Genomic DNA, 22,033 nt, shown 5'->3' on the forward strand with positions numbered 1-22,033 from the left:
GACAGAACGCCTCCCTCACGAAAAACGTTTTTGCCTGAATGGAAAAAGCATGGACAAGCTGGGTGCACTGAAAATGTTCGTGGTCACCGCGCAGCTCGGCAGTTTCAGCCGCGCCGCCGAGCAACTGGGCAAGACCCCGTCGGCCCTGACCAAAGCGGTCAATCATCTGGAATCCGAACTCGGCGCGCGGCTGTTCGAGCGCAGCACGCGACGGATCCTGCTGACCGAAATCGGCCGGCTGTATCTGGAAACCGCACGCCAGGTGTTGCAACGGCTGGACGAGGCCAGCGAGGAAATCGAGCAGTTGCAGCATGGTTTGCGTGGCAGCCTGAAAATCACCGCACCGCTGGCGTACGGGCGGGCGTTTCTCGATCAGGTGTGTGACGGTTTTTTGCAGCAATACCCGCAGATCAGCCTGCAAGTGGATTTGTGCGACGAGTTCGTCAATCTGCTGGAAAGCGGTTACGACCTGGCGTTGCGCGAGGGACATGACGACTTGCCGGGGCTGATTGCCCGAGTGGTCGGCAGCAATCGCCTGGCACTGTGCGGCAGCCCCGAATACCTGGCGCGCAAGGGCTTGCCGGTGACACCGCAAACCCTCGATCAGCATGAATGGCTGCTGTACCGACATCCGTTGCTCAGCCGCGAGTTCTGGTGGGCCGAACGCGACGGCCAGCGCCTGAGCCTGGCGCAACCGGCGGCGCCGCTGTTGCGCAGTGATAATTACGATTTGCTGCTGGCCAGCGCCCTGGCCGGACGCGGCTTGCTGCACACGCCACTGTGGAGCGCCGCGCCGTACATCGCCGACGGGCGACTGGTGCGGGTCATGGCCGATTACGAGATCGATCCGGACAGCTTCGGCCCGCACATTCTGGCGGTGTACCCGAGCCATCGACGGGCGACGGCCAAGGTTGTCGCGTTTATCGACTACATCGCAGGGTTTCTCGCCGAACGCGGTTTGAGCTGACAGAGAGATGGTTCCCACGCAGAGCGTGGGAACCATCGATCACAGGATTTGAGCTGACTGGCGGTGCTTGTCAGGAAATTCCCATAAGAGTACAAATGTACTCCATGACGACTCTGACTCCCCGCCGTACCGCCATCCTGACCTTTATCCGCGAACGCATCGCCGAACACGGTCAGCCCCCAAGCCTCGCTGAAATCAGCGAGGCTTTTGGTTTTGCCTCCCGCAGCGTGGCGCGCAAGCATGTGCTGGCGCTCACTGAAGCCGGGTTTATCGAGGTCAATCCGCATCAGGCCCGGGGCATTCGCTTGCTCGGGCAACCGGCGCGACCGGAACTGCTCGAAGTCCCGGTACTCGGTCGGGTGGCCGCCGGTGCGCCCATCGGCGCCGATGCCGACATCCACAATCGGCTGATGCTCGATCCGGCGCTGTTCTCCCGCACGCCCGACTACATGCTGCGGGTGCAGGGCGATTCGATGATCGAAGACGGCATTCTCGATGGCGATCTGGTCGGCGTACGCCGCAACCCCGAGGCGCTCAACGGCCAGATCGTGGTGGCGCGGCTCGACGGTGAGGTCACCATCAAACGCTTCGAGCGGGTCGGCGATGAGGTTCGCCTGCTGCCGCGCAACCCGGCGTACCAGCCGATTGTCGTGCGGGCCGATCAGGACCTGGCCATCGAAGGGGTGTTCTGCGGTCTGGTGAGGCAAGGCTGATGGGTGCCGTCGTTGCGCTGGATACGCTGTTCAATGGCGGCCAGGTCTGGAAGGGCCGGCCTGCGCCACCGGCCGCCAGCCCGCAACCCACCGGGCACGCGGCGCTGGACGCCGCCTTGCCCAGTGGCGGCTGGCCGGAAGCGGCGCTGAGCGAAATCCTCCTGGCTGGCCCCGGTGTCGGCGAACTGCAACTGGTGTGGCCGACGCTGGCGCGGTTGTCAGCGGCGGGCGAGCGCATCGTGCTGGTGGCGCCGCCGTTCGTGCCGTATCCGCAGGCGTGGGCCAATGCCGGGGTCGATTTGCGTCAGTTGTCGGTGATCCAGGCCAGCGAACGCGATGCGTTGTGGGCGGCGGAGCAATGCCTGCGCTCGGGCAGTTGCGGCGCGGTGCTGTGCTGGCCGCACAAGGCCGATGACCGCGCCTTGCGACGATTGCAGGTGGCGGCGGAAACCGGCCAGACCCTGGCGTTCGCATGGCGACCCTTGAGCGAAGCGGTCAACCCGTCACCGGCCGCGCTGCGCATTGCCATCGATGCGCGCCCGGCGCAATTGCGCGTGCTCAAATGCCGGGGCGGACTGGCGCGCAGTGCACCGATTGCCTTCACCGTGGGGCATTGAGGTCGCCATGCGCTGGGTTTGCATTCTGTTCCCGCAATTGGCCCTCGACGCCGTGCTGCGTCAGCGCCCCGATCCCGAGCAACCCTTGGCGCTGCTCAGCGGCCCGGCCCAGCGCCGGGTGCTGCAAGCGGTCAATCCTTCGGCGCGGGCGCTGGGCTTGCGTCCGGGGCAGTCGATGACCGCCGCGCAGGCCATGAGCAAAGGGTTTGTCACCGTCGATTACGACGCAGCCGAGGTCGAGCACTGGCAGCAGTTTCTCGCGGCCTGGGCCTATCGCTTCAGCGCTCAGGTCAGCGTGCATTACCCGCGCACCGTGGTGTTCGAGATTGAATCGAGCCTCGGACTGTTCGGTTCCTGGGCGCAGTTCGAGGCGCGCTTGCGCACGGAGCTGACTGAGCTGGGCTTTCGTCACCGCATCGTCGCCGCGCCTAACCCGGTGGCGGCGCGGGTGTTGGCCAATGCCTATGACGGCTTGGTGGTGCCCGACGGTGAAGCCCTGCGCCATCACCTCGGGCAACTGCCGGTCGACCGCATCGGGCTTGAACCGAGCGTGGCCACGGCGTTGTCGCGCATGGGCCTTCGCAACCTCCATCAGGTGCAGGGTCTGCCGCGTCAGGCCCTGGCCCGGCGTTTCGAGGCGCCGATGCTCAAGCATCTGGATACGCTGTTCGGCGCACGGCCACTGGCGCTGGCGTTCTACCTGCCGCCGGATCGCTTCGATGTGCGCATCGAACTCAATTTCGACGTGCAGTCCCATCAGGCGCTGCTGTTCCCGTTGCGCCGCCTGACGTCCGATCTGGCGGCGTTTTTGTGCGGGCGCGACAGCGGCGTACAGCGCTTCGATCTGCATCTGGAACATGCGGGGCTGCCGGACACGCTGATCAAGGTCGGCCTGCTCAGCGCCGAGCGCGATCCGGCGATGCTCTTCGAGCTGGCCCGTGGTCGATTGGAGCAGGTGCAGGTCGAAGCCCCGGTGCGCGGTTTTCGTCTGCGCGCCGAAGACCTGCCGAGTTTCGTGCCGCAGTTTCAGGAATTGTTCGACGACCGTCCGCAGCAGACCTTGCCCTGGGAGCAACTGCGCGAACGCTTGCGGGCACGGCTGGGGGATGAGGCGGTGCAGGGGCTGCGCTTTCAGGCCGATCACCGACCGGAGTGCGCATGGCAGAGCGCCGACGACAAGCAGCGTTGCGCGGCATTGCCGGGCGTGCAGCGTCCGGGCTGGTTGTTGGGCGAGCCGCAGTCCGTGCCCGAAGGTTCGGCGCGCATCCTCATGGGCCCGGAACGCATCGAATCGGGTTGGTGGGACGGTGATGACGTGCGCCGCGACTATTACCTGATCCAGAACCGCGCCGGCCAGCAAGGCTGGGCGTACCGGGCGGTGGGTGAGGGCGGCCCGTTGTGGCTGCAGGGCTGGTTCGCGTGAACCAGGGTTATGCCGAACTGCACTGCCTGTCGAATTTCAGTTTTCAGCGCGGTGCGTCCAGTGCGCTGGAGTTGTTCCAACGGGCGAAAAAGCACGGCTATCAGGCGCTGGCGATCACCGATGAATGCACCCTGGCCGGGATCGTCCGTGCCTGGCAGGCGGCCAAATCCGTGGAGCTGCCGCTGATCATCGGCAGCGAAATCCGTATCGAGAACGGTCCGAAGCTGGTGGTGCTGGTCGAGAACATTGAGGGTTATCAGGCACTGTGCGGCTTGATCACTCAGGCCCGACGGCGTACCCAGAAAGGCCAGTATCAAATACTGCGCGAGGACTTCAGCGAACCATTACCGGGATTGCTGGTGCTGTGGGTGCCGGATACGGTCAATGACGTGGAAGAGGGTCGTTGGCTGAAACAGACCTTCGGCGAGCGCCTGTGGCTGGCGGTGCAGCTGCATCGCGGGCAGAACGATCAGCAGCGGCTGGCCGCATTGCTGAGTCTGGCGGACGAACTGCAGATTCCAGCGGTGGCCAGCGGCGATGTGCACATGCACGCCCGTGGTCGCCGGGCCTTGCAGGACACCATGACCGCGATCCGCCATCACGTCCCGGTGGCCGAAGCGGGGTTGCGCCTGCACCCCAACGGCGAGCGGCATTTGCGCAGCCTCGATGTGTTGCGCGAGTTGTATCCGCAGACCTTGCTGGACGAATCGGTGAAACTGGCTCGCCGCTGCACGTTTGATCTGGGCCAGTTGCGCTATCAATACCCCAAAGAGCTAGTGCCCGAGGAACACGACGCCAGTTCCTGGCTACGGCATCTGACCGAGGAGGGTATCGCCTGGCGTTGGCCGAAAGGCGCACAGCCCAAGGTGCTCAAACAGATCGACGATGAGCTGGAGCTGATTGCCGAACTCGGCTACGAAAGCTACTTCCTCACCGTGCACGACGTGGTGCGTTACGCCCGGGAGCAGAAAATTCTCTGTCAGGGTCGCGGGTCGGCGGCCAACTCGGCGGTGTGTTTTGCCTTGGGTATCACCGAGATCGACCCGGATCACACCACGCTTCTGTTCGAACGGTTCATGTCGAGGGAGCGCAACGAGCCGCCGGACATCGACGTGGATTTCGAGCACGAGCGCCGCGAAGAAGTCCTGCAATACGTGTTTCGTCGCTATGGTCGCCGTCGTGCGGCGCTGACGGCAGTGGTCAGCACCTACCACGCTGCCGGTGCGGTGCGCGATGTGGCTAAGGCGCTGGGTTTGCCGCCAGACCAGATCAACGCGCTGGCCGACTGCTGCGGTCACTGGAGCGATGAAACGCCGCCCGTGGAGCGCTTGCGTGAAAACGGCTTCGACCCGGACAGCCCGATCCTGCATCGCGTGCTGAGCCTGACCGGGCAACTGATCGGTTTCCCCCGGCACCTGTCGCAGCACCCCGGCGGTTTCGTGATTTCCGAGCAACCGCTGGACACGCTGGTGCCGGTGGAAAACGCCGCCATGGCCGACCGCACCATCATCCAGTGGGACAAGGACGACCTCGATGCGGTCGGGCTGCTCAAGGTGGATATCCTCGCCCTCGGCATGCTCAGCGCGATTCGCCGCTGTTTCGACCTGCTGCGCCGCCATCGCCATCAGGATCTGAGCCTGGCCACCATCCCGCCTGACGATCGCCCGACCTACGACATGATCAGCCGCGCCGACACCATCGGCGTGTTTCAGATCGAGTCCCGGGCGCAGATGTCGATGCTGCCGCGCCTGCGCCCGCAAACCTTCTACGACCTGGTGATCGAGGTGGCCATCGTCCGGCCGGGGCCGATTCAGGGCGGGATGGTGCATCCGTACCTGCGTCGCCGGAACAAGGAAGAAGAGGAAACCTATCCGTCGCCGGAACTGGAAGTGGTGCTCAAACGCACCCTCGGCGTGCCGCTGTTTCAGGAACAGGTCATGCAGATCGCCATTGTCGCCGCCGACTATAGCCCCGGCGAGGCCGATCAGTTGCGCCGCTCGATGGCCGCATGGAAACGCCACGGCGGGCTGGAGCCGCACAAGGAACGGCTGGCCGCCGGCATGAAGAAAAACGGCTACAGCCCGGAATTCGCCGCGCAGATCTTCGAGCAGATCAAAGGCTTCGGCAGTTACGGTTTTCCCGAGTCCCACGCCGCCAGTTTTGCCTTGCTGACCTATGCCAGTTGCTGGCTCAAGTGCCATGAACCGGCGGCGTTTGCCTGTGCGCTGATCAACAGCTGGCCAATGGGCTTCTACAGCCCGGATCAGATTCTTCAGGATGCGCGCCGGCATCATTTGCAGATCCGTCCGGTGGACGTGCGCGCCAGTGACTGGGATTGCAGCCTGGAGCCGATTGCCGGCGAGCAACCGGCCATTCGCATGGGCCTGCGGATGATCAAGGGTTTTCGCGAGGAGGATGCGCGGAGCATCGAAAGCGCGCGGGCGAGGGGCGCGTTTGCCGATGTCGCCGATCTGGGTGAACGGGCCGGGCTCGACAGTCGGGCCCAGGCATTGCTGGCGGATGCTGGCGCGTTACGCGACCTGGCCGGTCACCGCCATCGCGCGCGCTGGGAAGTGGCCGGGGTGCAGAAACAGCTTGGACTGTTTGCCGGGTTGCCGAGTCAGGAGGAGCCGGATGTGCTGCTGCCTGCGCCGAGTGTCAGCGAAGACCTGTTCACCGATTACGCCACCCTCGGCACCACGCTGGGGCCGCACCCGCTGACCTTGTTGCGCGACGAGTTGCGGGCGCGGCGTTGTCGCAGTTCCCGGGAGTTGCTGGAGGTCGAGCATGGCCGGCCGGTCAGCGTGGCGGGGCTGGTGACTGGGCGCCAGCGACCGGGCACCGCCAGTGGCGTGACTTTCGTGACGCTGGAAGACGAGTTCGGCAACGTCAACGTGGTGGTCTGGCGCGATCTGGCCGAGCGTCAGCGTCAGGTGCTGGTGGGCTCGCAATTGCTCAAGGTCGATGGCCGTTGGGAGCGTGAAGGCGAAGTCCGGCATCTGATCGCAGGACGCTTGAGTGACCTCAGCCCGTTGCTCAACGGCATTCGTGTGCAGAGCCGCGACTTCCACTGACGGCAGTTGGCTGATCCGCAAGCCAATTTGCTGACGTCAAAAAAACCTGTCCTCAATGGTGGCACTTTGGCATAATGCCGCCCCTTTCCCGATCCCCCACGACTTTGCGGTGCCGGGACACATCATTTTTCAGAAGGAATGCACAGTGAGAATGATCTCCCGGATGTTGGTCTCGGGCGTTGCGATTGCCGTCCTCGGCACCCTGGCCGGCTCGCTTTCCGGTTGCGCCACCGAAAGCTCCCGCGCACTGCCAGTGGCCAAGGTGGAAAGCGCCTCTCAGGCCTGGTCCGGTGTCCGTATCCCGATGGCCGTGGGCAAGTTCGACAACCGTTCGAGCTACATGCGCGGGATCTTCTCCGACGGCGTCGACCGTCTCGGCGGTCAGGCCAAGACCATCCTGATCACTCATTTGCAGCAGACCAACCGTTTCTCCGTGCTCGATCGCGACAACATGGGCGAGATCCAGCAGGAAGCCGCGATCAAGGGCCAGGCTCAGCGTCTGAAAGGCGCCGATTACGTGGTCACCGGTGACGTCACCGAGTTCGGCCGCAAAGAGACCGGCGATCACCAACTGTTCGGCATTCTCGGCCGTGGCAAGACCCAGGTCGCGTACGCCAAGGTCAACCTGAACATCGTCAACATCAGCACGTCCGAAGTGGTGTATTCGACCCAGGGCGCCGGTGAATACGCCTTGTCCAACCGCGAAATCATCGGTTTCGGCGGCACCGCTGCCTACGACTCCACTCTCAACGGCAAAGTCCTCGATCTGGCCATGCGCGAGGCGATCAATCGTCTGGTCGATGGCATGAACGCCGGTGCCTGGAAACCGGGCAACTGATAGACGCCCATCGCAAGGAGCAACACACCATGAATCTGTCCCTGTCCCGGCCGTTGATGGCCTTGACACTGACCGCCAGCGCCTTGCTGGCTGGTTGCAGCAGCCCGCAAACCCTTTACCAGTGGGAAGGCTACCAGCCACAAGTCTACGAATACTTCAAAAGCGAAACGCCGAAAGAGGCCCAGGCCGAAGCGCTGGAAGCCGATCTGCAAAAAATCCGCGCCAGTGGCAAACCCGTCCCGCCGGGTTACCACGCACACCTCGGTCTGCTGTACCTGAGCATGGGCAAGGACGATCAGATGGTGCAGCAACTGCGCACCGAAAAGACCCTGTTCCCCGAGTCCGGCACGTACATGGATTTTCTGCTTAAGAACGCCAAGACCGGAGACGCCAAATGATCTCGCGTGCCTTGAAAGGGCTGGCTGCGGGCCTGGCGCTGACCGTTCTCGGCGGCTGCGTTGCCCCGAAGGCCGTGGACTATTCGGCGTACAAGCAAGCGCGCCCGAAATCCATTCTGGTGCTGCCGCCGCTGAACACCTCGCCGGACGTCAAGGCGTCCTACAGTCTGCTGTCGCAAGTGACGTTCCCGCTAGCCGAGGCCGGTTACTACGTGCTGCCGATCACCCTGGTCGACGAGACGTTCCGCCAGAACGGCCTGACCACGCCGGATGACATCCATCAGGCGCCGGCCAACAAATTGCACGAAATCTTCGGTGCCGACGCGGCGCTGTACATCACCGTCAGCGAGTACGGCACGCGCTACATGGTGATCAGCAGCGAAACCGCTGTCACCGCCAGCGCCAAACTGGTCGACCTGAAAACCGGCACCACCCTGTGGACCGGTTCGGCCCGGGCGTCGAGCGAAGAGGGCGGCAATAACAGTGGCGGCGGCCTGATCGGCGCGCTGATCACCGCTGCGGTGAAGCAGATCGTCAACAGCTCCACCGATGCCGGCTACCCGATTGCCGGTGTGGCCAGCAACCGTCTGCTGTCGGCCGGTCATCCGGCAGGCCTGCTGTATGGGCCACGGTCGCCGAAGTACGGCACTGACTGATCGACCTGTAACGGCGGCCCACCTCGGTGAGCCGCCGTTTTATTTGGCGGGCCAGAACCGCTCGCCCCCCCCCCGGTGCCTCCGTCCACGCTTGCAACGAGCGGGTCGGCAGGTCGAAGTAATCCCGGGTTCGCGCATAACCATGGCCGCCCATGCGCCCGATCGCATCCAGCCCCAATTGATCGATGTACAGGGTTTTCGGGTCTATCAACTCGTCACGCACATGCGCCATCAACACCTCGCCAAAAATGATCTCCCGCGACTGGCCGATGTTCAGCGCCATCATCCGCCGACACTCCAGCGCCACCGGTGCTTCGCCGATTCGCGGGCATTTGACCGAGGTGCCGGGGATTGCCGTCAGGCCGGCTGCGGTCAATTCATCGAAGCCTGGCGCGAACGGCACGGCGCAGACGTTCATGGCTTCCACCAGTGCGTCGCTGACAATGTTGACGGTGAATTCCTGTTTCATCTGGATATTACGCGTGGTGTCTTTGGGGCTCTGGTCGCCGTAGTTCTCCACGCCGAGCGCGAGAATGGGCGGGTCCGCCGACAGCGCATTGAAGAAGCTGAACGGCGCCGCGTTGACCCGGCCTTCGGCATCGATGGTGGTGACCAGTGCAATCGGGCGCGGCACCACGCTGCCGATCAGAATCTTGTATTTTTCCCGTGGGCTCAGTTGGCTGAAATCGAAGCTGTGCATGGCAGAAATCTCTAGGAAAGTGGATCAATGGCGCTCAATGGCGCTTCGGCGCTGTAGTCGTCGGCGAACGGAATGGCCGGCTGGAACAGGGTTTTCCAGTCCGGTCGGCCAAAGGCCCGGTCGCTGTGGCTGCGCATCAGTTTTTCGTATTGGCGCTGGGCCTGGCGTTGCAGAGTGGGGTAGTCGACGCCGTTGACCAGACCGTCGTGCATCACGCAGCGACCATCGATGTAACTGGCGATGCAGTCGTCGCCGCGTCCAGCCAACAGCAGGTTTTTCAGTGGATCGAACAGCGGGCCCAGGTGCAGGCCGCGCAGATTGAACACGGTGATGTCGGCTTTAGCGCCGGGGGCCAGACGTCCGAGGTCGTCACGACCCAAAGCCTTGGCGCCGCCGAGGGTCGCGGCGTTGTACAGGTCGAGGCTGCTGGTCAGCGCCGAGTCGCCCTCCATCAAGCGGGCGATGTTCAAACCGTGGCGCATGTTTGCCAGCAAGTCCGCCGGCCATGTGTCGGTGCCGAGGGCGAAGTTGATGCCTTTGGCCCGATAGCGGCCAAACGAATTCAGCGCCTCGCCGTCGCGGGCGAACACCAGCGGGCAGTGCACCAGACTCGCGCCGCCGTCGATGATCCGTTGCAGATCGTCATCGCCTGAGGTGTAGATGCCGTGGGGCAAGAGACTGCGCGGGGTGAGCAAGTCGAGTTGTTGCAACCAGCCCAACGGCGAGGTGCCGCGCAGATGTTCAACCATCGCGACTTCACCGGGCGCCTGACAGCAATGCAGACGCATCGGTGCATTTAGTTCACGGCTCAATGCGGAGGTGCGTTGCAGCAGCGCCGGGGTGCAGGTCTGGATGCGATCCGGCAGCAGCGCACCGCGAATCAGTCCAGCATGTGCGCCATCGAAATCCTTGAAAAAACGTGCGGCCGCGTCCAGCCCGGCCAGACCCCGCGCCTCATCCCAGTGGTGGGCGAGGCTGCCATCGGCGCGCCAGTAACTCATGCCGCTCATGTAGCAGGGGCCGAGATAGGTACGCAGCCCGAGTTCACCCGCCACGTCGGCGACAGTGGCGAACTCGTCGTAGGTTTCCGCCCATTCACGGTAGTACATCGAGGTGATCGGCATTGCCGTGGTGATGCCGTTGCGGATCAACTGGGTGAAGGCGTAGCGGTATTTGAAGACCTCTTCTTCCGGGCTGAACGACTCACGCGGCCCGGCCTCCAGATACTCCGCCGACCACATGCGGCCCATCGCACGTTCATCGCCGTTGTCCAGGGTCAGCACCGTGGAATCGAGATCGCCGAGGGCGTCGAGGTCGATGAAACCGGGACCGATCAGCGCATTGCCGTAGTCGATCCACTGATCCACCAGCCCTGGATAACCGCGCCCGACAAACTCGATCCGCGAGCCGGCAAACACCACTTCGCCGTCGCGCCACAGCACATGTTGCGTGCCGTCGAAACCGACTACGCAACCGGCCTTCAGGCCGATCCGTTTCACAGACGGCTGCCCAGCAAACGACCGCCGCTGGCGATCAGTTCGCCGCCGCGATAGACCTGACGCACTGGCCGCGCGACGACTGCCTCGCCAAGTGTTTCGACCGGCATCAACAGAAAGTCCGCCGGCCGGCCGATGTCGAAGCCGTAATCCTGGATCCCCAATGCGCGCGCACCGTTGACCGTCGCTGCTTCGAATGCGGCCGCCAGTTCATCGTCCTTGCCCAGGTCGAAACGGAACGCCAGCAACATCGCTCGCTCCAGCATGTCGCCATTACCCATCGGCGACCACGCATCACGAATGCCGTCGGAGCCCAGGCACACGTTGACGCCGGTCTCGCGCAGCGCCAGAAACGGTGGAACGGCGCAGTCGGCCGGCGCTGAACTCATCAGCGAAATGCCCAGCGCCGCAAGCCGTTCGGCGACCGGTTTGACCTGGCTCCAGGGCAACATGCCGAGGCAATAGGCGTGGCTGATCATCACCCGGTTTTGCAGGTTGAAACGCTCGGTGTAATCGGCGATCCGGGCGATCTGCCACAGACCCAGTTCACCTTTGTCGTGCAGGTGAATGTCGACGCCGCGCTGGAACTCGCTGGCCAGTTTGAACACGAAATCCAGCTGCGCGATCGGGTCGTTGTCGATGCCGCACGGGTCGAGCCCGCCGACGTTTTCCACGCCCAGGGCCATGGCTTCGCGCATCAGCCCGGCGGTGCCGGGACGGCTGATCAGGCCGGTTTGCGGGAAGACCACCAGTTGCAGGTCGATCAGGTCGTTGTAGGTTTCGCGCAGTTGTTGCATGGCCTCGACGTGACGCAGGCCGAATTCCGGATCGATGTCGACGTGACAACGCATCGTCAGCGAACCCCTGGCGATGCAGTTTTCTAGCAGGGCGCCGGCGCGTACGGCAATCGGCGCTTTGACTTCACGCAGGACGCGGCGCTCGTTGCTGATGTAGTCCTTGAGCGTCGGGCCGGCGCTGTTCGGGCGCCAGGGTTGGCCGTAAAGGGTCTTGTCGAGGTGGACATGGCTTTCCACCAGCGGGGCGGTCAGGAGCTGGTTCTGGCCGTCGATGTCGGTGGCGGCCAACGGGGTGCTGGAGGCCGGGCGGCGTTGGGTGAATTTGCCGTTTTCGATCAGCAGGTCTTCGGCGGGGGCGCCGTAGGGGCGGATGTTTCTGAGCCAGCGGGGGGCAGTCATTGGAACCTCTTTTGTTCTTTAAATTTTTTCCCCTCACCCTAGCCCTCTCCCGGAGGGAGAGGGGACCGAATGGGGGATATTGAAGAGTTACGCCGACCTGAACGATCTACTTTGAATCCATAATCGACTCGCTCTCTGAATCCATAATTGACTTGATCTCTGAATCCATAATCGACCAGGTCTTTCAGGTCGGCGGACAGCGCGAGACAACTCGGTCAGTCCCCTCTCCCTCGGGGAGAGGGTTAGGGTGAGGGGGCTCTTCGAGGTCAACCTGGAAAGTCGGCGTTTCACTAAAACCAGCGATCCACGATCAGCCTTTGAGCTTCGACCAAATCCGATCCTGCAGCTCCCGCGCCTTGTTGCTGCATTCTTTTTCCGGCCGCAGCCGCGAGGCGTATTCCTCGGGCATGTTGATCGCGTCCATAACCTTCCATTTCGCATCCAGCAACTGATCGCTCTGAATCCCGTTGGCATAGGCAATCGCGTTGGACACGGCTGCCGCGTTCTCAGGCTTCATCATCCAGTCGATAAAGATCTTCGCGTTGCCCGGATGCGGGGCGCTTTTCGGTACGGCGAAGTTGTCCTGGAACATCGCCAGGCCTTCTTTCGGGTACACGTATTTGATCGTGCTCTTCTGCAACGTGGCCCGGGCCGTCGAGCCGTTCCAGTTTTGCATCATGATCACCTCGCCCGAGGCCATGCGGTCCACGGTGTTGTCGGAGCTGTACATCTTCAAAAACGGTTTCTGCTTTTGCAGCAGCTCGAGGATGCGCTTGGCGTCCTGCGGGTTTTCCGTGCATTCGTCGACGTTCAGGTAATGGCTGGCGGCGTTGATCACGCTGCTGGAGGTGTCGAGGGCGGCGAGCTGGCCCTGCAGTTCCTTGCGCGGTTCGAAGAACTCTTTCCACGAATCGTCGAGTTTGCCGCCGGGCACCCGGGCGCTGTCATAGGAAAACCCGGTGGTGCCCCACAGGTACGGCGCCGAGAACTTGCGGCCCGGGTCGAAGCTCGGGTCGCGGAACGGGCCTTTGACGTACTGGAAGTTGCTCAGGGTCGGCGTGTCGATTTCCAGCAGCAGATCCTGTTTGATCAGCGTCTGCATGATCGACTGCGACGGCACGATCACGTCATACGCCGCGCCGCCGGCCTGCAATTTGGCGAGCAGGGTTTCGTTGCTGTCGTAGCCGTCCATGGTGACCTTGATCCCGGTCTCTTTTTCGAACTTGGCCAGCAGGTCCACCGGGTAGTAATCGGTCCAGTTGTAGAAGAACAATTCCTTGGGCTCGGCGGCGTGGGCGCTGAGCGCGGTGAAACAACTCAGGGCCAGACCGGAAATAGCCAAACGCATGCTTTTGGTTTTCATGAACAGAGCGCTCCAGGTTTATTGTTGTTTGCCGCGTTGGCCAAGCCAGAAGGCCAGCACCACGAGCACGATGGAAATCACCAGCATCAACGTCGAGATCGCGTTGATCTCAGGCGTTACGCCAGCCTTGATCGCCGAGAAGATGTACACCGGCAACGTGGTCGAACCGGGGCCGGCGACGAAGAAGGTCATGATGAAATCGTCGAGGCTGACCACGAACGCCAGCACCGAACCGGACAGCACCGCCGGCCACAGCAGTGGCAAAGTCACGCGGCGGAAAACCTGCCATGGGTTGGCGTACAGGTCGTTGGCAGCTTCCAGCAGGCTCTTATCCAGATCGTTGAGCCGTGCGCGAATCGGCAGGTAGGCGAACGGAATGCAGAAGCCGATGTGCGCGACGATCACCGTGACCAGCCCGAGCTTGATCCCCAGCGCCATGAACAGCAGCAAGGTGGCCACGGCGGTGACGATCTCCGGCAGGATCAGCGGCAGGTTGATCCCGCCTTCGACCATTTTCTGCCCGTAGAACGGCCGGTAAGTCGCCAGCGCCGCGAGCAGCGCAATCGCCGTGGCGCACACGGTGGCGATGGTCGCGACGATGATCGAGTTCAGCGCCGCCGTCTGGATCGACGGGTTAGCCAGGATCCGCCCGTACCAGGCGAACGAGAACTCGGTCCACACCGTCGCCGAGCGGTTGGCGTTGAAGCTGTAGGCGATCAACACCAGGATCGGCACGTACAGGTAGGCGAGGATCAGCAGGCTGATTTCCCGGGTCGCCGGGAGTTTTTTCAGGTGCAGAGAAATCATGCTTTCGCTCCCCGGTTCAGGGTTTTTGCCGCGCTGCGGCTGTAGAGGGCGTAGAGCACCAGCGACAACAGCAGAATCCCCAGCAGCAGGAACGACAACGAACTGCCCAACGGCCAGTTGCGCGCGGTGCCGAACTGTTGCTGGATCAGATTGCCGATCATCAGGGTCTTGCCGCCGCCAAGAATCGCCGGGGTGATGAAAGCGCCCAGACTCGGCACGAACACCAGCAACGCACCGGCAATCACGCCGGGCATCGACAGCGGCAGGATGATCCGGCGCAGCGCATGCCAGCGGTTGGCGCCCAGGTCATAGGCGGCTTCCACCAGGCGCCAGTCGAGTTTTTCCAGGGTCGAATAGATCGGCAGAATCATGAACGGCAGGAAGCTGTAGACCAGGCCCACGCTGACGGCGAAGTCGTTGTAGAGCAGGGTGATGCCGCCGGCGCTCGGGAACAGCGCGTTGAGGCTTTGGGCGACCCAGCCCTGTTCGCGCAGGATGATCAGCCACGCGTAGTTGCGGATCAGCAGGTTGGTCCAGAACGGAATGGTGATGAGCAACACCATCAGATTGCGCCGGCGCGGAGTCAGGCTCGACATCCATAGCGCCACCGGAAATCCGAACAGGAAGCACAACACCGTGGTGCCGCCGGCCTGGAACACCGAGCGCAACAGCGCCTGGGCGTAGACCCAGTTCAGCTCCAGTTCGCCGTCGAAACCTTCCTGGAAAAACAGCTGCACGTAACTCTGCAATTGCCATTGAGCTTGCCAGTCGACGCCGCCGTAGGTGTTGCGCGGCAGCAGGCTGATGTAGCCCATGATCCCCAGCGGAATGGCGATCAGGGCGAGCAGGGTCAACACCACCGGGCTGAGCAATAGCGCGCGGTTGAGGGAGGGGGAAGTGCTGCTGACGCTCATCTCAGGCCTCCATCACCAGGCAGGCTTGAGGCGGCAGGTGCACCGCCACGGGTTCACCGACCGCACGACAAGCGCTCACGCCTTCGTTGTTTTCCCGCAGCATGACTTTGATGTCGTTGTTCAAGCGGCACTGGTACAGCGTCGCGGTGCCGACATACAGCACGGCCTCGATCACACCGCGCAGATGATGGGGCTGATCCGCCGTGACCAGTTGCGAACGCTCGGGACGAAACGCCAGTTGCACGCTGCTGCCATTGACGCCTTGGGGCGGGCAGGGGATTTCCACCGGCATGCCGTTGGGCACGAAGAGGTGTTGGTTGTGCTCGCCGCGCTTGAGCTGGCCGGGGAGGAAGTTGATGTCGCCAATGAACTGGGCGACGAAACGGTGCTGCGGGCGTTCATAGATGTCGGTCGGGGTGCCGATCTGCAGGATCTCGCCGGCGGACATCACCGCGATCCGGTCGGACAGGGTCAGCGCTTCTTCCTGATCGTGGGTGACGAAGATGAAGGTGATCCCGGCTTCCTGCTGCACGCGCTTGAGTTCGACCTGCATTTCCTTGCGCAGCTTCAGGTCCAGCGCCGATAGCGGCTCGTCGAGCAGCAGCACTTTCGGCTTCGGTGCCAAGGCCCGGGCCAGCGCGACACGCTGCTGTTGGCCGCCGGATAATTCCGCCGGTTTGCGCCCGGCCAGGTGCTCCATCTGCACCAGCGCGAGCATCTCGTCGACCCGTCCAGGAATCGTCTTGCGATCAAGACCCTGCATCTCGAGGCCGAAGGCGATATTCTGCGCGACACTCATGTGCGGAAACAGCGCGTAACTCTGGAACACCGTGTTGACCCGACGCTTGAACGGCGGCAGGTGATTGACCGTTTCGCCCGCCAGACGGATCTCGCCGTCGCTGACGTGTTCGAAACCGGCGATGGTGCGCAGCAAGGTGGTTTTGCCGCAGCCCGAGGGGCCGAGCAGGGTGAAGAACTCGTTGTCGGCGATGTTTACCGACACGTTGTCGAGGGCCGGCGCGAGGCCTGGATCATCAGAGTACCGTTTGGAAACGTTCCGCACTTCAATTGCTATTGGTTGACCCATAATGGTGCAATCCTCTAATTATTGTATGCAATATCTGAATGCAATTTAGAAATACCCGGATTAATCTGCTTGCGCAACCCCCCATTTCCCTGACTGAGTCGTTCGTCGGGCAGCGTTGCCAGCATTGAAGGAGTTTTTGAATGACCGAGAAGAAAACGGAAACCACGGTCGACCGCGTCTACCAAGGGGTTTACGAGGCGATCAGCAAGCGCTCGCTACGTCCGGGAATGAAACTGGGCGAGGCGTCGCTGGCAGAATTGTTCAATGTCAGCCGCACGTCGGTTCGCGCCGCGCTCAAGCAATTGGAGGCCGACGGCCTGGTCACCACCGAGCCCAATAAAGGTGCGTCGGTGTCGCTGCCCAGCGATGAAGAGATCCGTTCGCTGTTCGAAACCCGGCGCCTGATCGAGATCGGCATCGTTACCGAACTGTGCCGCCGTAAAGACACTGCCGCGATGCAGGACCTGCGCGAGCATCTTTTGCTGGAAGACGAGGCGCATGCGGCCGGTGACCATGAGCGGCTGATTCACCTGCTCGGTGAGTTCCACCTCAAACTGGCCCGCAGCCTGAACAACCCGGTGCTGCTCGACTGGTTCCAGAAACTGATTTCCCGCGCCTCGCTGTACGCCGCCGCACTGGATGACGACAGCCACGAAGCCTGTCGCGACGACGAACATCTGCGCCTGATCGAGTACATCGAGGCCGGCAATCAGAGCGCCGCCATCGAGTTGACCTGCATGCACCTGGACGGCATTCAGAAGGCGATTCTCGACGTCGCTGCGAAGCTCAAGACCGGCTACCATCCGCTCAAGCACCTGATCGAGGTTTGAGTCTCGGCCAGTAGTGAAATCGGCTATACCTCTAATGAAACGATTGGCCCACAAAAGGCTCGAAACAGACGGGCGTGACGTCATTGGACGTAGCGAGACATCGGACCAACCACAAGGCGTTGAAGCAGTCGATGCAGTTTTTATCCGATAGCCACGGGTGTGACGGCTGGCAGGGCGAGATGGCCGGGCGTATCCGCGCCTTTGACTGGAGCGGGACCGACCTGGGCCCCCTCGAAACCTGGCCGGCCAGCCTGCGCAGCACGGTGCGGCTGATGCTGGCCTCGCCGTTGCCGATGGTCATGCTCTGGGGCCATGCCGGCTACATGATCTACAACGACGCTTACTCGCGGTTCGCCGGCGGCCGACATCCCTATTTGCTGGGGGTGCCGGTGGAACTGGGCTGGCCGGAAGTCGCCGACTTCAACCGGCATGTGGTCGATACCTGTCTGGCCGGCGGCACCCTTGAATACCGCAACAAGGTGCTGGTGCTGTTGCGTGACGGCGTGCCCGAGGATGTCTGGCTCGACCTTTATTACAGCCCGGTGGCCAACGATGCCGGGGTGCCCTCGGGCGTGATGGCGATGGTCGTGGAAACCACCGAACTGGTGCTGTCCGAACGCCTGCGTCAGGCTGCCGAAGATGCCTATCGCGCCGACAACGAGCGAGTGCGCCTGGCGTTGAATGCCGGGGCATTGCTCGGTTCGTTTGTCTGGGACGTGAGAAACAACGTGCTGTCGGCGGACGAGCGATTCGCCCGGACCTTTTCCTTCCCCCCGGATCAGGATCTGACCAACCTGCCGCAGCACATTGCCGAAGCGCACATTCATCCCGATGACCGCCCCTGGGTGCAGGAGTGCGTCGAAAACTCGGTGCGTACCGGCGAACCGTACAACGCTGAATACCGCGTACTGCGCGCCGATGGCAGCCACCTGTGGGTGCTGGCCAGCGGCGGTTGCGAGTTCGACGAGCGGGGCCAGGCGTTCCGCTTTCCGGGCGTGCTGATCGATATCCACGAACGCAAGACCGCTGAAGAGTCCCTGCTCAAATTCACCCGCAACCTCGAACAGCGCGTGGCTAATGAAGTCGAGGCGCGCCTGAGTGCCGAAGAGCAATTGCGCCAGTCGCAGAAGCTCGAAGCCATCGGCGGCCTGACCGGTGGCGTGGCTCACGATTTCAACAATCTGCTGCAAGTGATCGCCGGCAACCTGCATCTGCTGGCGCGGCACGAACCGAACAATGCCAACGTCCAGCGTCGGGTCAGCGCCTCGCTGGCGGCGGTGGAGCGCGGTGCCAAGTTGTCTTCGCAGTTGCTCGCGTTCGCCCGCCGCCAGCCGCTGTCGCCGGCGGTGTGCAATCCCCGGCAGATCTTCGACGGCGTCGGCGAGTTGCTGCAACGAGCGCTGGGCGAAACCATTCAGATCGACGTGCAGTTGCCCGAAGAACCGTGGCACATCAACGTTGACCGCAACCAACTGGAGAATGCGATTCTCAATCTGGCGATCAATGCTCGGGACGCCATGAAAGGCGAGGGCACGATTGTGCTCGGCGCCGCCAACACCTCGCTCGACCGGGCGTTCTGCGCCGGCAAGGGCATCGTGCCGGGTGATTTCGTGCGGGTCTCGGTCAGCGACAGCGGCGTGGGCATTGCACCGCACATGCTGGAGCAGGTCTTCGAACCGTTCTTCACCACCAAGGCCGACGGGCAGGGCACGGGCCTCGGATTGAGCATGGTGTTCGGCTTCGTCAAACAGAGCGGCGGGCATGTCGAGATCGACAGCCAGGTCGGTGAGGGCACGCGGGTGCAGTTGTATTTTCCGCGCAGTCTGCGGCCGCCGATCGATGAGACGCCCGGCGTGCGTCGACAGCAGGCGGGCGGCAACGAAACCATTCTGGTGGTCGAAGACAACGAAGCGGTGCGCACCTCGGCAGTCGAATTGTTGCGTGAAGAAGGCTATCGCGTGCTGGTCGCCGGCAATGGCGACACGGCGATGCAAATGTTGCTGGAAGGCATGGCCGTGGATCTGATCTTCACCGACGTGGTCATGCCCGGGCTGATCAAGAGCTCCGACCTGGCCGCGTGGGCCAAGGTGCAAATGCCGCCGGTGGCCGTGTTGTTCACCTCCGGCCACACCCGCGACATCATTTCGCGCAATCACCAGCTCAGCCCCGACACCCATTTGCTCGGCAAGCCTTACGGCCCCGAGGCGTTGTTGCAGATGATCCGCTCCGTGCTCAGTGCCTGAGTTCCGAATCCCCTGACCAAGGCTGGCCGATGACCTCCAAGCGTAGCTCCAATTCCGCCGCCGGCATGGTCCGGGTGCGCGGTGCCCGCGAACACAATCTGCAGAACGTTGACGTCGATATTCCCCGGGATGCGCTGGTGGTGTTTACCGGCGTGTCCGGGTCGGGCAAGTCGTCGCTGGCCTTTTCGACCGTTTATGCCGAAGCGCAGCGGCGCTATTTCGAATCGGTGGCGCCTTACGCGCGGCGGCTGATCGATCAGGTCGGCGTGCCGGACGTCGACTCCATTGAGGGCCTGCCGCCGGCCGTGGCGCTGCAACAGCAACGCGGCACCCCGAGCACGCGCTCGTCGGTGGGCAGTGTGACCACGCTGTCGAGCCTGATCCGCATGCTGTACTCGCGCGCCGGGAGTTACCCGCCGGGTCAGCCGATGCTGTATGCCGAGGATTTTTCGCCGAATACACCGCAAGGTGCCTGCCCAGAGTGTCACGGGCTCGGTCGGGTCTACGAAGTGACCGAAACGTTGATGGTGCCCGATCCGGAACTGACCATCCGCCAGCGTGCCGTGGCGTCCTGGCCGCTGGCCTGGCAGGGACAAAATCTGCGCGACATCCTCGTGACCATGGGCATCGATGTGGATATTCCCTGGCGCAAGCTGCCGAAAAAACAGCGCGACTGGATTCTGTTCACCGAAGAAACGCCCACTGTTCCGGTGTACGCCGGGCTGACGCCGGAAGAAACCCGCGTCGCCCTGGAACGCAAGATGGAGCCGAGTTATCAAGGCACGTTCACCGGCGCCCGGCGCTACGTCCTGCACACCTTCACCCATTCGCAAAGTGCGCTGATGAAGAAGCGCGTGTCGCAATTCATGCTCGGCAGCCTGTGCCCGTTGTGCGATGGCAAGCGCCTCAAACGCGAGGCACTGTCGGTGACCTTTGCTGGCCATGACATCGGCGAGTTGTCGCGGATGCCGCTGCTGCAAGTCGCCGAGGTCTTGAGGCCGGTGGCGGATGCGAGCTGGCTGGAACACGCCGATGAAACCGGCGAAACCCTGACCCACAGCCAGACCCGCGAAGCCCGACAGCAGCGCGTGGCCCATGTTGCCAGTAGCCACGCCAACGCACCTGACGTACGCCACACACCCAATCTGTCGCTGGAAAAACGCCTGGCCGCACAGCGCATTGCCGAGGACCTGCTGGAGCGGGTCAGCACCCTGACCGATCTCGGCCTCGGTTATCTGGCGCTGGAACGCAGCACACCGACCCTGTCGTCCGGGGAATTGCAGCGCCTGCGCCTGGCCACCCAATTGGGCTCGCAATTGTTCGGCGTGATCTACGTGCTCGACGAACCCTCTGCCGGCCTGCACCCGGCCGATGGCGAAGCATTGTTCGAAGCCTTGCAGCGGCTCAAGTCTGACGGCAACAGTGTGTTTGTGGTCGAGCACGATCTGGAAACCATGCGCCGTGCCGACTGGTTGATCGATGTCGGCCCGGCGGCGGGTGAAAAGGGCGGGCAGATTCTCTACAGCGGTCCGCCTGCCGGGCTGGCGGCCATCGAGCGATCCCAGACCCGCGCCTATCTGTTCACCGAACAGCAACCGTCGGCACGGGCTGCGCGCAAACCGTCGGGCTGGTTGAAGCTGGACGGTGTTACGCGCAACAACTTGAATAACCTCAGCGTCGAGTTTCCTCTTGGCTGTTTTACCTCTGTGACCGGGGTATCGGGTTCGGGCAAGTCGAGTCTGGTCAGCCAGGCGCTGCTGGAACTGGTCGGCGCGCAACTCGGTCGCGGCGTCAGCGACGCCGAGCCGGAAGAACTCAATCTGGAAGATGACACACCGTCTGCCAGTACCGGCCAGGTCAGCGCCGGGCTGGAGTCCATCAAGCGTCTGGTACAGGTCGATCAGAAGCCCATTGGCCGCACGCCGCGTTCCAATCTGGCGACCTACACCGGGCTGTTCGACAACGTACGCAAGTTGTTCGCCGCGACCGTCGAGGCGAAAGCGGCGGGTTACGACGCCGGGCAGTTTTCCTTCAACGTCGCCAAGGGCCGTTGCCCGACCTGCGAGGGTGAGGGATTTGTCAGTGTCGAGTTGCTGTTCATGCCGAGCGTCTATGCGCCATGCCCGACTTGTCATGGCGCGCGTTACAACCCCGAAACGCTCGCGGTGCAGTGGCAGGGTTTGAGCATCGCTCAGGTGCTGCAACTGACCGTGGACGAGGCGGTGACGGTGTTTGCCGAGCAACCGGCAATCCGCCGTTCACTGGAGGTGCTGCGAGATATCGGCCTCGGTTACCTGCGCCTCGGGCAACCGGCGACGGAGTTGTCCGGGGGCGAAGCTCAGCGGATCAAACTGGCCACCGAGCTGCAACGCAATCCGCGCGGCGCGACGTTATATGTGCTGGACGAGCCCACCACCGGGCTGCACCCGCGAGACGTCGACCGCTTGCTCGAACAACTGGACACCCTGGTGACGGCGGGGCACACGGTGATTGTGGTCGAGCACGAAATGCGCGTGGTGGCGCAGAGTGACTGGGTGATCGACATCGGCCCGGGGGCTGGAGATCAGGGCGGCAAGATCGTCGTGGCCGGAACGCCGCAGAAAGTGGCGGCAAGCAAGAAGAGTCGGACTGCGCCGTTTCTTGCCCGTGCCTTGAGCCGATAACTACGTCGCTAGGGCCGGCCTCATCGCGGGCAAGCCCGCTCCCACAGA

General features: G+C 63.0%; 17 protein-coding genes and 1 pseudogene. 11 read left to right on the top strand and 7 right to left on the bottom strand.

Going from position 1 to position 22,033, the window contains the following annotated elements; genetic code table 11:
• Nucleotides 1–49: 49 nt before the first annotated feature.
• The 8 genes from JJN09_RS03955 to JJN09_RS03990 all read left to right on the top strand — a co-directional run bounded on the left by JJN09_RS03955 (nt 50) and on the right by JJN09_RS03990 (nt 8,686).
• Entirely contained in the window at nt 50–967 is a 918-nt protein-coding gene (locus JJN09_RS03955; protein WP_085745456.1) for a LysR family transcriptional regulator, read from the top strand.
• 95 nt (nt 968–1,062) lie between these two features.
• On the top strand, nt 1,063–1,680 hold the full coding sequence (gene lexA / locus JJN09_RS03960) for a transcriptional repressor LexA (RefSeq protein WP_096819992.1): 618 nt from the start codon (nt 1,063–1,065) through the stop codon (nt 1,678–1,680).
• Nucleotides 1,680–2,297, top strand: coding sequence for a translesion DNA synthesis-associated protein ImuA (imuA, locus tag JJN09_RS03965; RefSeq protein WP_011334534.1), 618 nt, complete (start codon nt 1,680–1,682; stop codon nt 2,295–2,297). Before lexA ends, imuA begins: the two co-directional genes overlap by 1 nt.
• A gap of 7 nt (nt 2,298–2,304) precedes the next feature.
• Nucleotides 2,305–3,720 carry a DNA polymerase Y family protein gene (locus JJN09_RS03970; protein WP_249485810.1) on the top strand — a complete coding sequence of 472 codons (1,416 nt, stop codon included), beginning with the start codon at nt 2,305–2,307 and terminating at the stop codon, nt 3,718–3,720.
• A complete protein-coding gene (locus JJN09_RS03975; RefSeq protein WP_249485811.1) occupies nt 3,696–6,794 on the top strand; it encodes an error-prone DNA polymerase in 3,099 nt (1,032 codons plus the stop codon). The genes JJN09_RS03970 and JJN09_RS03975 overlap by 25 nt, the downstream gene beginning before the upstream one ends.
• Nucleotides 6,795–6,945: 151 nt before the next feature.
• On the top strand, nt 6,946–7,632 hold the full coding sequence (locus JJN09_RS03980) for a CsgG/HfaB family protein (RefSeq protein ID WP_162130490.1): 687 nt from the start codon (nt 6,946–6,948) through the stop codon (nt 7,630–7,632).
• Between the two features lie 29 nt (nt 7,633–7,661).
• On the top strand, nt 7,662–8,030 hold the full coding sequence (locus tag JJN09_RS03985) for a DUF4810 domain-containing protein (protein WP_096819990.1): 369 nt from the start codon (nt 7,662–7,664) through the stop codon (nt 8,028–8,030).
• Nucleotides 8,027–8,686, top strand: a complete 660-nt coding sequence (locus tag JJN09_RS03990; protein WP_249485812.1) for a DUF799 domain-containing protein — start codon at nt 8,027–8,029, stop codon at nt 8,684–8,686. Before JJN09_RS03985 ends, JJN09_RS03990 begins: the two co-directional genes overlap by 4 nt.
• 39 nt (nt 8,687–8,725) lie before the next feature.
• Here the strand turns inward: JJN09_RS03990 and JJN09_RS03995 are convergent.
• The 7 genes and pseudogenes from JJN09_RS03995 to JJN09_RS04025 all read right to left on the bottom strand — a co-directional run bounded on the left by JJN09_RS03995 (nt 8,726) and on the right by JJN09_RS04025 (nt 16,249).
• Nucleotides 8,726–9,386, bottom strand: a pseudogene (locus JJN09_RS03995) (flavin reductase family protein).
• An 11-nt stretch (nt 9,387–9,397) separates the two neighbouring features.
• Nucleotides 9,398–10,885 (bottom strand): amidohydrolase family protein, encoded by a 1,488-nt coding sequence (locus JJN09_RS04000; RefSeq protein ID WP_249485813.1) that lies wholly within the window; start codon nt 10,883–10,885, stop codon nt 9,398–9,400.
• Nucleotides 10,882–12,078 carry an amidohydrolase family protein gene (locus JJN09_RS04005; protein WP_249485814.1) on the bottom strand — a complete coding sequence of 399 codons (1,197 nt, stop codon included), beginning with the start codon at nt 12,076–12,078 and terminating at the stop codon, nt 10,882–10,884. The genes JJN09_RS04000 and JJN09_RS04005 overlap by 4 nt, the downstream gene beginning before the upstream one ends.
• 310 nt (nt 12,079–12,388) lie before the next feature.
• Entirely contained in the window at nt 12,389–13,441 is a 1,053-nt protein-coding gene (locus tag JJN09_RS04010; protein WP_249485815.1) for an extracellular solute-binding protein, read from the bottom strand.
• Nucleotides 13,442–13,459: 18 nt separating this feature from the next.
• Complete coding sequence (locus tag JJN09_RS04015; RefSeq protein WP_249485816.1) at nt 13,460–14,248, bottom strand: ABC transporter permease; 789 nt, start codon at nt 14,246–14,248, stop codon at nt 13,460–13,462.
• Entirely contained in the window at nt 14,245–15,162 is a 918-nt protein-coding gene (locus JJN09_RS04020) for an ABC transporter permease (protein ID WP_007959454.1), read from the bottom strand. The genes JJN09_RS04015 and JJN09_RS04020 overlap by 4 nt, the downstream gene beginning before the upstream one ends.
• Before the next feature lies 1 nt (nt 15,163).
• Nucleotides 15,164–16,249, bottom strand: coding sequence for an ABC transporter ATP-binding protein (locus JJN09_RS04025; protein ID WP_249485817.1), 1,086 nt, complete (start codon nt 16,247–16,249; stop codon nt 15,164–15,166).
• 140 nt (nt 16,250–16,389) lie between these two features.
• Here JJN09_RS04025 and JJN09_RS04030 point away from each other — a divergent pair, with 140 nt between their 5' ends.
• The 3 genes from JJN09_RS04030 (at nt 16,390) to JJN09_RS04040 (ending at nt 21,985) form a co-directional block, all read left to right on the top strand.
• Nucleotides 16,390–17,079, top strand: a complete 690-nt coding sequence (locus JJN09_RS04030) for a GntR family transcriptional regulator (RefSeq protein WP_249485818.1) — start codon at nt 16,390–16,392, stop codon at nt 17,077–17,079.
• A 131-nt stretch (nt 17,080–17,210) separates the two neighbouring features.
• A complete protein-coding gene (locus JJN09_RS04035; RefSeq protein WP_249485819.1) occupies nt 17,211–19,322 on the top strand; it encodes a PAS domain-containing sensor histidine kinase in 2,112 nt (703 codons plus the stop codon).
• 29 nt (nt 19,323–19,351) lie between these two features.
• A complete protein-coding gene (locus JJN09_RS04040; RefSeq protein WP_249485820.1) occupies nt 19,352–21,985 on the top strand; it encodes an excinuclease ABC subunit UvrA in 2,634 nt (877 codons plus the stop codon).
• The last annotated feature ends 48 nt before the right edge of the window (nt 21,986–22,033 follow it).

The organism is Pseudomonas sp. HS6 (genome assembly GCF_023375815.1).
GTDB lineage: Bacteria > Pseudomonadota > Gammaproteobacteria > Pseudomonadales > Pseudomonadaceae > Aquipseudomonas.